14 protein-coding genes are annotated in these 15,516 nt (G+C 44.3%); 2 read left to right on the plus strand and 12 right to left on the minus strand.

Features of this window, described 5'->3' with window-relative positions:
- The first annotated feature begins 23 nt into the window (after positions 1 to 23).
- Positions 24 to 1,469, plus strand: a complete 1,446-nt coding sequence (locus NST58_RS23760) for a hypothetical protein (RefSeq protein ID WP_339244390.1) — start codon at positions 24 to 26, stop codon at positions 1,467 to 1,469.
- A 244-nt stretch (positions 1,470 to 1,713) separates the two neighbouring features.
- Positions 1,714 to 1,926, plus strand: coding sequence for a hypothetical protein (locus NST58_RS23765; RefSeq protein WP_038572647.1), 213 nt, complete (start codon positions 1,714 to 1,716; stop codon positions 1,924 to 1,926).
- An 85-nt stretch (positions 1,927 to 2,011) separates the two neighbouring features.
- Here the strand turns inward: NST58_RS23765 and NST58_RS23770 are convergent, their stop codons facing one another.
- The 12 genes from NST58_RS23770 to NST58_RS23825 all read right to left on the minus strand — a co-directional run bounded on the left by NST58_RS23770 (position 2,012) and on the right by NST58_RS23825 (position 15,387).
- Positions 2,012 to 2,323: a hypothetical protein gene (locus NST58_RS23770; protein ID WP_076304685.1), complete on the minus strand. Its 312-nt coding sequence runs from the start codon at positions 2,321 to 2,323 to the stop codon at positions 2,012 to 2,014.
- 120 nt (positions 2,324 to 2,443) lie between these two features.
- Positions 2,444 to 3,319, minus strand: a complete 876-nt coding sequence (locus NST58_RS23775) for a cysteine ABC transporter substrate-binding protein (protein WP_036683125.1) — start codon at positions 3,317 to 3,319, stop codon at positions 2,444 to 2,446.
- A gap of 19 nt (positions 3,320 to 3,338) precedes the next feature.
- Entirely contained in the window at positions 3,339 to 4,094 is a 756-nt protein-coding gene (locus NST58_RS23780) for an amino acid ABC transporter ATP-binding protein (RefSeq protein WP_076134604.1), read from the minus strand.
- Between the two features lie 22 nt (positions 4,095 to 4,116).
- Positions 4,117 to 4,794: an amino acid ABC transporter permease gene (locus tag NST58_RS23785; protein WP_076130269.1), complete on the minus strand. Its 678-nt coding sequence runs from the start codon at positions 4,792 to 4,794 to the stop codon at positions 4,117 to 4,119.
- Positions 4,775 to 5,440: an amino acid ABC transporter permease gene (locus NST58_RS23790; RefSeq protein ID WP_339244391.1), complete on the minus strand. Its 666-nt coding sequence runs from the start codon at positions 5,438 to 5,440 to the stop codon at positions 4,775 to 4,777. The genes NST58_RS23785 and NST58_RS23790 overlap by 20 nt, the downstream gene beginning before the upstream one ends.
- A gap of 218 nt (positions 5,441 to 5,658) precedes the next feature.
- Entirely contained in the window at positions 5,659 to 6,774 is a 1,116-nt protein-coding gene (locus tag NST58_RS23795; protein WP_076308172.1) for a glycoside hydrolase family 88 protein, read from the minus strand.
- Complete coding sequence (locus NST58_RS23800; protein ID WP_339244394.1) at positions 6,764 to 8,629, minus strand: DUF2264 domain-containing protein; 1,866 nt, start codon at positions 8,627 to 8,629, stop codon at positions 6,764 to 6,766. Before NST58_RS23800 ends, NST58_RS23795 begins: the two co-directional genes overlap by 11 nt.
- 24 nt (positions 8,630 to 8,653) lie before the next feature.
- Positions 8,654 to 10,252, minus strand: coding sequence for a helix-turn-helix domain-containing protein (locus NST58_RS23805; RefSeq protein WP_339244396.1), 1,599 nt, complete (start codon positions 10,250 to 10,252; stop codon positions 8,654 to 8,656).
- The gene (locus NST58_RS23810) at positions 10,227 to 12,026 is read right to left on the minus strand and encodes a sensor histidine kinase (RefSeq protein ID WP_076281335.1); all 1,800 of its coding nucleotides are present in this window, start codon (positions 12,024 to 12,026) and stop codon (positions 10,227 to 10,229) included. Before NST58_RS23810 ends, NST58_RS23805 begins: the two co-directional genes overlap by 26 nt.
- A gap of 104 nt (positions 12,027 to 12,130) precedes the next feature.
- On the minus strand, positions 12,131 to 13,495 hold the full coding sequence (locus tag NST58_RS23815) for an extracellular solute-binding protein (RefSeq protein WP_076130274.1): 1,365 nt from the start codon (positions 13,493 to 13,495) through the stop codon (positions 12,131 to 12,133).
- 140 nt (positions 13,496 to 13,635) lie between these two features.
- Positions 13,636 to 14,418, minus strand: coding sequence for a carbohydrate ABC transporter permease (locus NST58_RS23820; RefSeq protein ID WP_052097522.1), 783 nt, complete (start codon positions 14,416 to 14,418; stop codon positions 13,636 to 13,638).
- A gap of 63 nt (positions 14,419 to 14,481) precedes the next feature.
- Positions 14,482 to 15,387: a sugar ABC transporter permease gene (locus NST58_RS23825; RefSeq protein WP_036683142.1), complete on the minus strand. Its 906-nt coding sequence runs from the start codon at positions 15,385 to 15,387 to the stop codon at positions 14,482 to 14,484.
- Positions 15,388 to 15,516 lie beyond the last annotated feature (129 nt).

Below are 15,516 nucleotides of genomic sequence, written 5' to 3' on the forward strand. Positions count from 1 at the left end.
AAAAACGGGGGGAAAACAAAATAATGATGAAATTCAATATACACAAATTTTTGTATGGCATATTCGTTATAGCCGCTATCTTGCTGATGTTCCCTGAATTTTCTTACAATGATCCCGATACCTTCTGGCATATAGAGCTAGGACAATATATGATCGGGCACGGACAAGTTCTACATCATGCCATACATACTTTTTACGGAGATAAGCTGCCCTACGTCCCTCATGAATTCGGATTCCAACTGCTCGTTGCCCCGCTTTATGCAGCTTTTGGATGGCCGGGTGTGTATATTTTGACTGCTGTATGCTTGTTCTTTTTAGTGCTCGGATTGCTTCGGCTGGGTAAGGTTTCACGCAAAGAACTGGGACTTCAAGAAGACCATGTACTCCTGCTCCCTTTTGTGCTGCTAATTTCTTGCTGGATTTATTATAATTATTTCAAAGGCCGTCCACAGATGATCTCTTCGTTTATGATTGTCTGGTTTTTCGTATATTTACGTGAATATCAAATGAGTTCTCAAAAGAAATATGCCGCTGCGATGATTGCTCTTTCTATTGCCATTGCCAATTTTCATGCAGGAGTATGGCTTGTAATTGCTGTATTTACAGGGATGGCTCTGCTTGAATCCTTGATCCAAAAAACGCTGAATGGGCGTAAAATCATAGTCTTCAGTCTCGTCTGGTTCGTTGGCATTCTAAATCCAGGCGGCGTAAAAAGTCTCTTGTTTATTTTGACAGTTACGAAAAAGAACTTTAACCTGCTGATCAATGAATGGCAGCCGATTCGGTTCAATAGCTTGGAGAATTTGCCCATCTTACTATTGCTTTTGTTCTTTGCCTGCACACTTCCTTTTGCACTCCAGCGTAAACCGTTCCGTTTTTTTCTTATGCTTGGGATTCTATACCTCGGTGTATCAAACTTCAAGCAAAACCTGTTTATGTGGCTGTTCATCCCCTATTTTGCGGCTGTATTTTTTGATGCGCTTCCTGAATTCACCAAAACAGGTATTCTAGTCCGACAAAGTACATTACGAGGGTTACTGGCAGTTGGCCTGCTGCTAAACATTGCTTATCTATTCCTTGTACCACCAGTTATTGACGCCAAAAAATATCCTGTCGATGAAATGGACTATATTCTACAGCATACATCTGAAGGTACACGTCCGAAAGTTCTCGCCCACTACGGTTCATCCGGCTATGTCATGTTTCGAGGGGGAGATGTGTTATGTGATGGCAGACAAGATCCCTTCGTGACAAAAGATTCTCTTGGCGTATTGGGTTGGACTGCTTTTGAACGCTCGATGCACGGATTCTCTGAATACCTTCCCGAGATCGTTAATTACGATCAGCCCGATTATGTAATTACGAGCAAAAAGGTCCCCTATAAACTACTCAAGGAATGGACACAAAAATTTGGTCAGCCCGTATTTACAGGGACCTATGGCAGTGTCTTCTCGTTTATCCCAGAGTGATGATCCGGCTCGTTAATTCCTCACTCTGTAGAACGCAAAAAAACGCTGACCTGAGGCAATCTAGCCAATAGTCACCATCCGCAATTAAGTATTCTGATTAATAACATCCGTATGGTAAGGATATACATAATTACGACAAATAAGAAAAATAAGTTAGTAAAATATCAAATCTAGCGTTGATTGTTCCTAAATTGTATAGTATTTTATGGAAGAAAGGTAATTTAAAAGAAGGGAGGAATTAAAAATGGACAAGATGTGTATGGAAATGATGATGAACATGTGTATGGATGATATGATGTCTAAGATGAACTGTATGAAGATGGGCATGGAAAAAATGTCTGAAATGGGCATGATGGATATGAACATGGATATGATGATGAAAAAAATGCAGGACTGCGATGAAATGATGACTATGTGTATGACAATGATGCGCGAAGGAATGCAAATGTCTAAGTAGCCTATAGACCATCGTAAGTTTGGCAGAGCAGACTAACTGCATGCCTTTTTTTATTTTCTATTTATTATTACAATGTGAGCTTAAATTATATCCTGATATATCTACTCTGAATCTTCTTCGATAGATTAATCCGTTCCTGCTTTAACTCCCAGACTTTCTCTTTCCACCGGTACTGCTCTACTGGATCCGCACTTTCCCTCAGCTTATTAAATAAATCCATTAATATTGCATTTATATCGTCGAATTGAATCCACAGCTCTTTCACACTTTGTTCTGTTGTCTCAGCATGAGAAGCCTTACTCAGCTTATTCAAACGGTCTATGATGTCAGCATGCCACTGTCCATCGTTAATTGCTTTTGCGTAGTTTAGAAGATCCAGATAATCATCGACAGACATTTTCACCGACTCCTTATTCTGTGTATACCCAGTATTATACTCGGCATTATAGAAATTGCAATAGTCTATCTGTAGAAAAGGCATCTTCTCAGATGCCCCCGCAATGTTATTCCCAATCCGTTACTGGATTTTCCCGCCTTCAACGACAAGCTCATCAGTATATCCTTCACCGTAAATTTCATTTAAGGTTTCTTTGTAGGCTTGATGGATAAATTGTTCTTTACCAAGGGTATCAAGTTCTGTATTAATCCAGTCCAGCAATTCCTTATTCCCCTTTGCCACTGCTGGAGCTATTGTATCCTGACCTCCGAAAGCAGGAATGCTGACCGTAAATCCAGGATTTGATTTAGCCCAAGCAATGAGTTCTGTATTATCGTTAGCGATTGCCGCCCCCCGACCATCTTTAAGCGCTGCAAAAATCTCGGTGTACTGATCGAATTTGAGCAATTCAATATCCGGATATTCTTTGGTAAAATAGGTTTCCGCTGTCGTACCTTTAGCTACAATGAGCTTTTGCTTGTTCCCTTTTAATTGATCAATGGAAGTGATTGGAGCACTGTCTGGGGATACGATCCCAAAGGACAATTTCATGTACGGATTAGCGAAATCCACTTTTTCTTTTCTTTCCTCGGTGACCGTAAAGTTAGCCATAATGATATCAACCTTACCCGATTCAAGATATGCCACGCGGCTGGCAGCATCAACTAACACAAATTCAACCTTCGATTCATCCCCTAGCAGATCCTTGGCAAAGCGTTTGGCAATATACACATCAAACCCTTGGTTTTTACCCTCAGCGTCCACATAACCAAAAGGTGGTTTGTCTGCAAATACGCCGATCTTAATCTTCCCTTTCTTCTTTAGCTGTTCAATAGAAGTGAATTTAGAAGATGCTGAGTTTCCGTTGTTATCCGAACTATTTCCGCAAGCAGCCAATCCCATCAATAATATACTTACACCTACCAGCATCGTTAGCCATTTCAAACTTTTCTTCATTTCTCTTCCTCTCCTATTTCTATAATTTTTCGTACTGAAATATATCCAGAAAATGCTGGGCACGTTCTGTCGCAGGGTGGGTAAAAAATTGTTGCGGGGCAGCGATCTCACATATCTTGCCTTGATCCATAAACACGATCCGATCCCCAACCGATTTGGCAAACCCCATTTCATGAGTCACGATGATCATCGTCATTCCTTGCTGAGCAAGCCCTAAGATGACATCAAGCACTTCCCGAACCATTTCCGGATCCAAGGATGCTGTCACTTCATCAAATAACATAATCTCCGGATTCATACATAAAGCTCTTACTATAGCTATTCTCTGCTTTTGTCCACCGGAAAGCTGGCGTGGATAGTCCAGTTTACGCTCAAGCAGCCCAACCCGCTCTAAGAGCTGTTCCGCTTGCTGCGTTGCTTCTTTAAGCTCTCTCTTTTGTACTTTCAGAGGGCCTAGAAGAATGTTATCCATAACCGTCATATGCGGGAATAACTCATAATTTTGAAAGACCATTCCGATATGCTGCCTAACTTCACGCCAATCTACAGCAGCCCCCGCGAGGTTCTGCCCACGATATTGTATCGCGCCTTCCTGAACCGGTTCCAAACCGTTAAGACAACGCAAAAACGTACTTTTTCCACAGCCAGAGGGACCGAGAATAACGATTACTTCTCCTTTTTCGACCTGCAATTCAATGCCGTCCAGTACCTTTCGCTCTCCAAAATATTTGTGTAATTGTGTAACCTCCAGCAGGAGTTCTCCGGAATCTGCCATTACAACCGTTCCTTCCTAAGCCTTAATTTTGCCATCTGCTTTCAACTTTTTTCGAAAGTCTGGATAACGGAAAACATACAGAAAAATATAATATAAAGATAAAGCCGTATACCCAGAATGAAGCGGTGGGCGCTTTTATTACGCCGAGTTCAATGATCTGCTGCCCGATCTTTACCACCTCAATCACTCCAATCAGCACCACCAGTGATGTTGTCTTGATCATTCGTGTGGCAAGATTAATCATTCCCGGCAGCATTCTGCGTACAGCCTGCGGGATCAAAATATGCCGATAAAGTTGACTGCTGCTCAGACCTAGCGCCCTGGCAGATTCCACCTGATGTTTTGGCATAGATTGCAAAGCTCCACGAACAAGATCGCCAATTTCCGCAGCTCCCCATAAGCTGAACACCAATATAGAGGTAGCCTCCCCGCTGATATCGATATGAAGTAATGGAGAGAAACTGAAATGTACTACATACAGCCACACTAGAATCGGAATAATTCTAAAAGTCTCCAAATAAAGACGTAATATAAACCTTAATGGCCTCGATCCCAGCGTCCGGAGCAATCCCATAACGATCCCTAATAACGTACCGATTCCAATAGAGAGAAATGAAATTTCAATCGTTACAAGTAAGCCCCCTAATAATCGTTCGAAATTAGAACCTTCAAAAAGCACCTCAATCCCCGAATTCTGCATATCTCACCTTCCTTTCCACCCAAGTCAATAAAAGCGATAAGGGCAGGACTAACACCAAATAGGCGAGTACCAGAAGGAGCAGAGACTCCGCTGTTTTGTAATGCATGCCGATCAAGTCTTTTGCCACATTCATCAAATCCATTAAAGCAATGGTACCTACAATAGAGGTCTCCTTCAGCAGAAAGATCGCATTTGCCCCTAAAGAAGGAATACTTATCGCAAAGGCTTGGGGAAAAATAACATATCTGACCAGCTGCAGCTTAGACAGTCCAATGCTCTGACCTGATTCAATCTGCGATTGGCTAACTGCCTCGAACCCACTTCGAAAAGCCTCCGTCATATAGCTCCCGCCCAAAAATGTCATGCCTACAATCGCACAGGTCATTTCACTAAAGTGAATTCCGATCTTAGGTAAGCCATAGTAAAGAAAAAAGAGCTGCACAAGTAAAGGGGTGTTCCGTGAAAGCTCAATGTAGATCTTAATAACATCACTGACGATTTTGACCTTATAGTACAAGACGATACTGAACAGTAATCCAATAAGGAGTGAGAATACAATAGCTAACAACGCTAGCTTCACTGTCAGCCACATCGCCTCACCATAAAGCGGCAAACTCTCGTAGATAAACTCCCAGTCTAAATTCATATCTGAGTAACCCGATCCCCTTTTCTTAATGTATATAATTATCAAAATCTTACATTAAACCTTACGCGTGGTGATATGATTTTATTCATACTATTCCAAGTAAATAACTACGTTTTAAAACTCTTGTATAATAGTCCACACAAAAAAAACCGCTAAGAGATTAGTCTTAGCAGTTTCCTTCTTCTATAGGATAAACCTTGCCCCACCCTAACATCCCACTACCAATAGCCTCGGATGCCGGTCTGCAAGCGGATCAGCGCTTCCATATAATAATAATCTCCCCAAATCATATGACCATCAGGCACACGTCCACCTCTCACATGATAAGAACCATGCTTTAGAAGTCCCTCTGCTTCCGGATTTCCAGATGTCGCATAATGTTCCACTAGAGATTTCATGCTACGGTGTAAAGCAACTTCATAAATGGCCCGGTCCGGATCGTCTACGCCTAGGTGATCGAGCAGTTCCAAAAGACCGGCTGCCGCAATCGCCGAAGCCGAGCTGTCGCGAGGGGTCTCCGCTCCCACTGGCACATCGAAATCCCAATAAGCCACACTATCCTCCGGTAGATGGCTGATAAAATAATCCGCTAGGCTCTTAGAAGTCTTAAGAAAATCCTCATTCTGCGTATAGCGATACGCCAGAGCAAAACCGTATATTCCCCAAGCTTGACCACGTGTCCAGGTCGATCCGTCCTCATAACCTTGATGTGTTCCTCCACGAATTGCATTTCCGGTAGCCGGATCAAAATAAAAAGTATGGTAAGAGGAGGCATCCCCACGCACAAGAAATTTCCGGCTCTTAAACGCATGTTCGAGCGCTATTTCATAATAGCGCTTATCTCCTGTTTCCTCAGCTGCCCAGAATAATAGAGGTAAATTCATCAAGCAGTCAATAATGATACGTCCCGCATTCTCCGGGTCACTCTCCAGTCCCCAGGCCTGAAGAATCCCTGCTAGTTCACGCCAGCGCTTGCACAGCGTGTCCGCAGCTTGCAGACCGACAGCTCGCGCCGCTTCGCTGCCCGTTATTTTCCACTCCGCTACTGCGGTCAGTGTATACAAGAAACCAATGTCATGATGGTCCAGGGCGATGTGCTGATCCAGACGATGCTTGAAGTCCCCTAACCAAGAGGCTGCCGCCTCCTTATAGCATGAATCCTTACTATATTCATAAGCAAGCCACATCATCCCAACATAGAAACCCTCTATCCAGTCGTCGTTGTCTCCCCATTCGTACTGTTGCCCCTCAGCGATATGAGGCAGTTTGCCCGGATGGTTAGCCATATTGCTCCCAACTTTGTGAATCGCATCCTCAATAGCCTTATTCCACATCTTTGTTTCTCCCTCCCCTTAAATCAACAGTATGCAAAAGTGTATCGTTACTAGGTTCGTATACAGCAACCCTTCCGTCCGAGTGCCATTGAATAAGCGGCGGTGAAGCAAGACTTGCCTGGTTCTCCGGAGTATTCGTCGCTCCGAAGACAGCAGATATCAATACTTGATCTCCCGGTTCCAGTCTGGAGCACAAGCTCGGAAGAAGTGTCCGCGGCTTCAGCAGATTGGTATTTGGCTCGGGATATACGCACTCTCCCCGATCAAAGCCGCTTAGCCTATGTATGGCACTGATTCCCCAGGGCAGCTGCACCGAAACAGCAGTGTTCGATACCTTAATGATTTCCCGTTCACTGTGCGAGAAGCCAGCTGACTGGCCAATGGCAAATCCACCCTCCGATACATCCAGCCGCCGGGCAGTATGAATGCTGTGAACACGAACATGCCATAGACCAGCCGGAATAATCCATGTCTCCACATGTACATCACTCCAGGGATGCCAGCGGGAATATACATAGCTGTCCCCGATTTCCCAGGTCTCGCAGAATCTGCGTACCCGATAGTGTTCATCACATTCGCATAGTGCGAGTGTAGAATCGTAAGCGCCTTGAACCAACCCGTAACCCGCTTTCGGGACACTAAAGCCAAACAGAGTGGAATATGCAAATTTAGAATATTTGGCTGCACTATGGGCCATATCAAAGTTAGCCATCTGGCCAGAGGTATAGGCAATAACATGCCTGTTTCCTTCCGGACGACTCACAAGCATTCGCGCCTCTTGGAGAGCCCGTACCTCTTTCAAAATAGGCAACGGCTCTTCCTCCGCCTGCCAAAAAGGATGATCATCTGGCAAGGCAAGAATAAGCATAGCTTTAAAGGCCCAATACGGAGATCCGGGGGCGTTGTAGTTCTCTGTCATGACTAGATTCGGATAAGCATATCCGATGCTAAGCAGTCCGTCTAATCCCATAATAGGTTGTTCAAACCACCAACGAAAATGGCGCATAATGATTCCTTTAAGAACGCCATATGAAAAAGGAACCATATCTGCATACACCAGCGCACTCCAGAATGAAACCTGTGCAAAACGATAGGTCAGGCTACGACCAAAAGGAAGTGCGCTTCCGTCCTCAGCGAACCAATAAATGAAATCCTCGGCAAATCGTGCGGATCTTTCCCGATAAACAGCAGCTCTCTGAGGATCATCATCCGCCATCAGCTTAGCGTATATCAGCGTATAATAATGCATAGCAAAAGCAATATAATAGTCCCTCTGATCGGTCAATCCATCGGAATACCAACCGTCACCAAGATAGTAATTATCGATCTGCGCTAGATAATCATCCATTATGCTCTGATCATAAGGTAATCCGACTTTCTTGAAGCCCACATTCACAAGAACCGTGAACATCAGCCAGTTATTCGGATTGGAACGATCCACATGATTAATCTGATTTAGCCAGTTATATACATTCATTTTCTGCGTGTCGCTCAGCGGCTCCCACATTTTATGTGGTGCAAGAGCAAGCCCCAGTCCCAACACGGCCTGCTCTACCATACGCTGATCTTTGGTAGTAAATTGCCCCCAATATTCTTCATGCTCCGGGTCTGTTCCGTTGATGATCCCTTCCAGAAACATCGGCCAGAGTGCACTTTCCCCTCCACCGCTGGCATGGGGAACAAGGCCCCATAGAGGACGGGCGAAAGCTTCCATAAGCGCTGTAGCTTCATTGTAAATCGATCCTGTAGCGCCCATATTAATTCCTGCACAACCAGAGGTAAATCTGCGCTCCAGTGGAGTATATAGTTCATTTAGGAACATCTGTAATTCATTTTTAGTGCCCTTTATTCCCACAGCAATGTTTCCTCCTGTCCACACTCAATGCCAAGCGGCATATTCACTAGGCCTCATGCCCATTTCCCGTTTAAACAGCTTGATGAAATAACTTTTGTTGGCATATCCCAGATACTCGGAGATCTCTTCCACTGTCTTTTCAGATTGGTTAAGCAGCTCCTTTGCCTTCTGAAGCTTTAGCATATTTACATATTCGATGAAGTTCTGGTTTGTTTCCCGTTTGAATAAGCGGCTGAAATAACTGGCATTTAAGTTAAGGCGGCCTGCCATGTCCTCCAGCGTTATTTTCTCCGTCACATGACTAATCACGAACTGCTGGGCTTTGATGACCTCACTCCGTTTAGACTTGATGGAGAACATACTTATTTTCCGCGCTAATTCCTCCAAGTACTGCACCAGCCATTGTTCCAAATACTCCAGAGTTTCAATGTCACCAACCACGCTAAAAAGCTTTTCTTCGGTTATAGGCAATGGAGATTGCAGAAGCTGTTTCGTCTTCATCTGCAAGTCCATCAGCAAGCGAAGCACACATTCCTTGACTTCATTCGGATGGAATTTTTGCGAGGCCACCCATTCCCTCCATTCCTTTACATGAACGCGAAGCTCCGTGTTCCTGTTCAAGGCAATATCATCATTGATAACAGCGTACAAGGTTCCATATTCAGCATAAATATCTTCTCCGGAAAAGCAGACTTCTTCAAAACGGTGGATTCCCGCCGCAGGGAGATAAAAGCGCTGTATTTTCTCCCTCAGCATCCGCTGCAATGTTCCGCGAATTTCCTCAGGACTGCGCGCCTCAGCGCCAAATAAGCAAGAGACAGAGAGTTTAAGATATTTTTGAACCGCAGAGGCTGCATTTTGAATGGAGTGATAGATAGCCTGGTGATCTTTGGAAGGCTGGTCGCTGCAAAAGAGAATGACAATCTCCTTATGGCTGTATCTCGAAATAAACAGACTGTGATCAGCCTCAAGCACTTCCTGCATAATATTCTCAACCGCAAAAGAAATCGTATATTCACTCATCCGGCGCACCCTTGAAGCTTCCTCTGGACGATCAATTACAATAACCAGCGGGATATAGTTTTTGGCATGGATCATAATTCCGTTTGATCGGGCCTGCTCGATCCAAGCCTCCTTATCCCAGGATTGATACAAGGTATCTTTTAGAAACTTTTCCTTCAGCGCGGCGCGATTTTGAGACTGCTTTTGCTTATAAACCAGCATCTCTGTATGCTGCTGCCTATTCAGTCCCACTTCCGCCACAAGGGTGCTAATCGCTTGCTGTAACTGCTCAATATCCAGTGATTCTTTTAAAATATATTCTCCTACGTTTAATTTCAGCGCTTGCTGGGCGTATTTGAATTCGTTGTGGCAGGAGAGAATAATCGCACGGATTCCGGGCTGCACAGCTCTGAATAGCTCCAGCATCTCCAGCCCGTTCATCTTGGGCATGCCAATATCGGTAATAATAAGATCTGGTGGACTCTGCTGTGCTTTTTCCCAAGCCTCGAGACCGCTATAATAACATCCGATGAGTTCAATACCGAGCTCACTCCAAGGTACGGCCTGCGACAAATAACGGATAACCGGATAGTCATCATCCACCAATATTGCCGTCAGCATTCTCCACACCCACCTTTCCGTAATCCAGAGGAAACTCCAGACAAATCTCTGTGCCCACATCAGGTTCACTTTGAATATTCAGCTTAAAAGAAGCGCCATAAATCATACTGAGGCGTTGGGCCACATTGCGTAAACCTATGCCGGAGAACCCTTTTCTGTCCTCCTCTGTAATTTGTTCGCTGCTGTATGCGGTTTCACGAAGTCTTGTTAAAGTTTCCGGCGACATCCCGATCCCATTATCCTTAATGGTGATAACCAAGCTTCCCGTAGTTGCAACAATACGAGCTTCAATAAAAATCTCGCCACCAAACTGCTCGAAGCCATGGATGATGGCATTCTCGATCATGGGTTGAATCATAAATCGAGGCACCAGTGCTTCAGCGCTACCGTCCGCTAAATTCATTTCCAGCCTGACCTGATTGGCATGGCGGAAATTCATTAAAGTGACGTAATGCGATATCGTATCTGTCTCCTCACGAAGCGGGATAAACTCATTGTCCCTGTTAAAGGTCATCCGGAGCAAAGACGACAGCGAACCAATCAACTCAGCATTCTCCCGATCGCCTTGCATCAGGATATTTAAGCGAATCGAATTCAGCAGATTAAACATAAAATGTGGATTGATCTGCGCTTGCAGCATCTCTAGTTCGGCTTTTCTTTTTCCCGTCTGTTCATAAGTGATTTGTTCAATCATAGACTCGATCCGATCCAGCATCTGGTCAATGGTGCGGGCGAGCTGTGCTGCCTCATTATTCCCTCGAATGAACGAACGTTCATCCAACTGACCACGACCTATTCGCTTTACAAAAGCGCTTAATTTTACGATTGGCTGAGTCAGCTTTGAGATTAGAACGGTTAAGAGAACGGAAAACAAGGTAAAAAAAAGAATCTGCACCGCCAGGCTGATAAATAAAATCTGCTTATTTTTCGACAAGGCTGCCTTCAGCGGGATAATGCTGACCATCCGCCATTTGTTACTGCTCAGCTCCTGATCAACATATAAAAACTTCTCTCCGTCGATTTCCACAGTGTCAAGCTCGCCATCCATTTTCAACCACGTCATCGTCTCTCCGATTCGGGTCTTGTCAGCATGGGAAACTACAGTTCCCTTGTCATCCAAAAGCATCATCTCTTTATCATTATCGTTATTTAGATAAGGACGGAGCTTACGCTCATTGATATTAATAATTAAATATCCGATGGTACTGCTGGAGGTCGATTGAATCGGCCTCGCAATGGTTACCCAATCAGCTGAGCCTTTATCAGAATAATTGTAGTACGTATCGTGCTCCGCTCTCCAATAAGTCGAAATGGGTTGAATTTGTTTCAGCAACGATGTCCAATTTTTGTTGTAGAAATTTTTCGGGTTAAAGTCACTGTAAGGATAGCTGGTATAAATCAAACCATTTTTTCCGATTAACGTCACCTTCAAATATTCTGTTAAAACAAACATATCATCCAGCATCCGCGACATACGGTTATACTGAATGATTTGCTTTGGTGCACGGAGCGACTCTGAATCGGCAGACATCATCTGCCTGATCTCGCTGTTCTGGAGCACAAAGTTGGACTGTTCCAGTGTCTGTTCAAATATGGCATTCATATTGGCGCTGGCTGCATTTAAAGATTCTCTTGCGCTACCAACCGCTTTCTCCAGAATGAGATCCCGGGTCAAATAATCTGTAACCATGTAAATGCAGACAAGCGGGATCAGCACGCAGATCAGCGATGACCAGACAAGTTTCTTACGGAGGGATTGATGCTTTCTAAACACGGATTACAGGCCCCACATCTGTTTGAATTTGGAGCAGGAGGCAGAAATGCTTTCCTGCCCCCACATTATAAGCCCCCTTTGAAAAGGGTACAATCAGCCTCCGCTTACTTTCCGCTATTGTTCTGAACAACTTCCGTTATTTTTTTATCGATATTGGCAACTGTGACATCCAGATCCTGTTGGCCTAGGAGATACATCTCCGCTTCTGGAATAACGTTGTTCTTAGCTTCATCCGCATATTTAGCCGGAACCTGCGTTGCACCAGGTGTCGAGTTCTCCATCGTATATTTCAGAGAATCCACATCAATCTTAGAGGAATCCTTAGAACCACTCACAATTGTATCCACTAATTTGTTCGTATCCGATTTGGCCCAACCAGAGAAAACGCGTCCACCGATTTCCAGTCCTTCTGAGGTATACCAGCGCACAAAGGTATAGGCAGCCTCCTTATGCTTGGATTTAGCGGCTATTCCCATGTAGGTCGGCTGTACGGGTGAGTAGTGTTTGCTCTCACTGTCAAGACGGGGGATCGGCGCAAACGCGGTAACAAAGGTTGCCGGAATGGCATCCGTTCCACCCGATTCCGCAACCATCCAGTCGCCCATCGGAAGCATCGCTGCTAAACCGTTAAAATACTGATTCCGGTAGGCTAGTTTTTGCGAAATAATATCCTCATAAGGAGTGGCACTCTTATCTTCGTACATCATTTTCTTCATCATCTGCAGATTAGCCTTAAATTGCGGGTCAAGTGCATTGGAGGTTCCATCAGCTTTTAGAAAAGTATTATCCGTAGACTTGCTCATCAGCTGGAGCTGGAAATAATCCGGCCAATTATGCAGATATGCGCCAAAACGTTTCGTTGCGCCCTCACCCTTGGTCAATTTCTTGGCATACTCTTCGAAATCCGCCCATGTCCAGTCGGTCGGAACCGGAAGGCCCGCCTCATCTAACATTTCTTTGTTAAGGAGCACGAACCAGCGCTGCATGGAAGACGGTAATGCATAGATTTTGCCATTGACCGTAGTGTCCACCAGATATTCATCTGCGAGCTTATAACCTTCCTTCTGAATATAGTCATCCATCGGTTCCAACAAACCGATATCTGCACGCTGTGAATAGTTGGTATAAGGCAGTTCGACAATATCCAGCGGATCGCTCGCAGCCGCCATCAAATCCAGCTTCTGCATAGAGGCAACCGAATCACCTTTTTCATTCAGCAAATCTACTTCCACATGAATATCGGGATGCGTCTTCTCAAACTCCGCGATAATCGTGCTCCATTTCGCTTTGGCTTCTGTCTGCCAGGTGCTCAGCTTCAGGGTAACCTTCTCTGCTGCAGGCTTTGAATTTCCACCAGCATCGGGTGCATTAGTCGCTCCTGCATTATTGGTTTTCGCATTTCCGCCGCAAGCGGCCAATGATAACGCCATCGATGTGATGATGAATGCAGATAATAATTTCTTTTTCATATAGACCCTCCTATAAATGTGTTGGGCATTACTCGCTTAATAACCAGTGACTATGTAACTGCTTACAAGAACATCCTAACATGCAGGATTGACGAGGAAAGTTCTCATATTCTACCGAAGAGAAACTATTTTGACTTTTATTATCCTTTCACACCTCCAAGGGCAATCCCCTCAATAACCTGCTTCTGTCCGAGTGCAAAAATGATGAGCAACGGCAGGATTGCAGATACCGCACCAGCCATCATGAGTGAATAGACATCCCCGTATTGGTCCCCGAACAACCGGATCCCCAGCTGAATCGTAAACAGCTCCTTGGATTTCAAAAAAATGAGTGGATATTGATAGTCGTTCCAGGTCCAAATAAAGCGCAAAATAGCATAAGTAGCTACAGCGGGACGGATCAGCGGAAAGGCAATCTGTAGAAAAGAGCGAAAATGCCCTGCTCCATCCATCCGCGCCGATTCAAGATACTCGTTGTTTACCCCCATAAAAAATTGCTTGAGCATAAACGCTCCAATAATACTAAAGCTGTTAATCAGGATCAATCCCAAATGTGTGTCAATTAAATTCAGCCAGTTAAACAGTAGAAACTGTGGAACCAACGAAGCCTGCGGAGGAACCATATAAAGTGCCAATACAACTATAAACATCGCATCCCTGCCCGGAAAACGTAGCTTGGAGAACCCATAAGCAGCAAGTGCGCATATCAGCACATTAATTATAGTCGTAGCCAGCGTAATATAAATGGAATTTCCATAATAGCGAGCGAAGTCACCCGACCATACCTGTTTATAATTTTCAATGAGGTTCCACTGCTGTGGCAACCATTGAATTGGAAAGTTAAACACATCTTTCTCCAGCTTAAAGGAAGTGGATAACATCCATAGGAACGGTAAAAGAAATGCGATACCTAGCAGTCCCATGGCGATGGTCCAGAAGGTTCTGGATAGAAGCTCTTTTTTCACTGTAATTTCTCCTTTCCGCCTTTAATAGTTGACCCATTTTTTTTGCGCCAACATCTGCAAGGCTGTAATGATCAGGCAAATAAGGAACAGAACGAGTGCCATGCTAGAGGCGTAACCTGTCTTCAGCTGATTGAAGGCTGTATCATATAACTCGTAGACGATAACGGTCGTGGAGTTAGCCGGTCCACCCTGGGTCAATACTTGTATCAGATCAAAGATTTTAAATGAGCCGATAACCCCTGTTACCAGCAGGAAAAAGGTAGTTGGCGAAATGCAGGGAACCGTGATGTTGCGGAATTTGCGCCAGACGTTGGCACCATCAATATCAGCCGCTTCATAAAGATCCTTTGGAATACTCTGTAAACCTGCAATAAAAATAATAATGTTGTAACCGAGCTGAATCCAGACTTGAATCAACATCAGCGACGGCAGAGCATAATGGATATCCGCTAACCATTTGGGTGGGTTGTTCCACCCCAGTGACATCAGGAATTGATTGACGGGTCCCAGTGAAGGGTGAAACATAACCTGCCAAACCATAGCGATGGCAACTACACTGGAAATGTACGGAAGGAAATAAATCACTTTAAACAAATCCTTCAGAAAAACCTGTTTATCAATCAGGATAGCCAGCAGCAGGGCAACGATGATCGTAACCGGTACTGTGATAATAAAGAGCAAATTGTTCAGCAAGCTTTTCATAAAAGCATCATCATGAAACAGCCTGATGAAATTATCTACGCCCGCGAACTTAATCCCCCCTAACCCAGCCACAAAGTTCCAGTCCGTGAAGCTTAACAGCAGTGAGCCCAGCACCGGGATCAACGTCAAGATGATCAGCCCAAGCATAAGCGGAGCAACGAATAGATATCCCGCCATCGCTTCGCGTGTGTCCATGTTAAGATGAAACCTTTTTTTGCGTATCATAGTTCTCCTCCTTTACTTATCCATAATTGTAGAAAAAGTAAGCAGTCTTCATAAGAACTAGAATTGTTCATTTTGGAACGAATTTTACCGATCCAGCAGTTTTATATTCCTTTTGCACAACGCAAAAAA

The sequence above is a fragment of the Paenibacillus sp. FSL R10-2796 genome (assembly GCF_037965315.1).
Classification (GTDB): domain Bacteria; phylum Bacillota; class Bacilli; order Paenibacillales; family Paenibacillaceae; genus Paenibacillus_AQ; species Paenibacillus_AQ odorifer.

Bases quoted from the DNA above. Each gene is read 5' to 3' on its own strand.
- NST58_RS23760 (WP_339244390.1), top strand. From the start codon at position 24: ATGATGAAATTCAATATACACAAATTTTTGTATGGCATATTCGTTATA.
- NST58_RS23765 (WP_038572647.1), top strand. From the start codon at position 1,714: ATGGACAAGATGTGTATGGAAATGATGATGAACATGTGTATGGATGAT.
- NST58_RS23770 (WP_076304685.1), bottom strand. From the start codon at position 2,323: ATGTCTGTCGATGATTATCTGGATCTTCTAAACTACGCAAAAGCAATT.
- NST58_RS23775 (WP_036683125.1), bottom strand. From the start codon at position 3,319: ATGAAGAAAAGTTTGAAATGGCTAACGATGCTGGTAGGTGTAAGTATA.
- NST58_RS23780 (WP_076134604.1), bottom strand. From the start codon at position 4,094: ATGGCAGATTCCGGAGAACTCCTGCTGGAGGTTACACAATTACACAAA.
- NST58_RS23785 (WP_076130269.1), bottom strand. From the start codon at position 4,794: ATGCAGAATTCGGGGATTGAGGTGCTTTTTGAAGGTTCTAATTTCGAA.
- NST58_RS23790 (WP_339244391.1), bottom strand. From the start codon at position 5,440: ATGAATTTAGACTGGGAGTTTATCTACGAGAGTTTGCCGCTTTATGGT.
- NST58_RS23795 (WP_076308172.1), bottom strand. From the start codon at position 6,774: ATGTGGAATAAGGCTATTGAGGATGCGATTCACAAAGTTGGGAGCAAT.
- NST58_RS23805 (WP_339244396.1), bottom strand. From the start codon at position 10,252: ATGCTGACGGCAATATTGGTGGATGATGACTATCCGGTTATCCGTTAT.
- NST58_RS23815 (WP_076130274.1), bottom strand. From the start codon at position 13,495: ATGAAAAAGAAATTATTATCTGCATTCATCATCACATCGATGGCGTTA.
- NST58_RS23820 (WP_052097522.1), bottom strand. From the start codon at position 14,418: ATGGGACTGCTAGGTATCGCATTTCTTTTACCGTTCCTATGGATGTTA.
- NST58_RS23825 (WP_036683142.1), bottom strand. From the start codon at position 15,387: ATGATACGCAAAAAAAGGTTTCATCTTAACATGGACACACGCGAAGCG.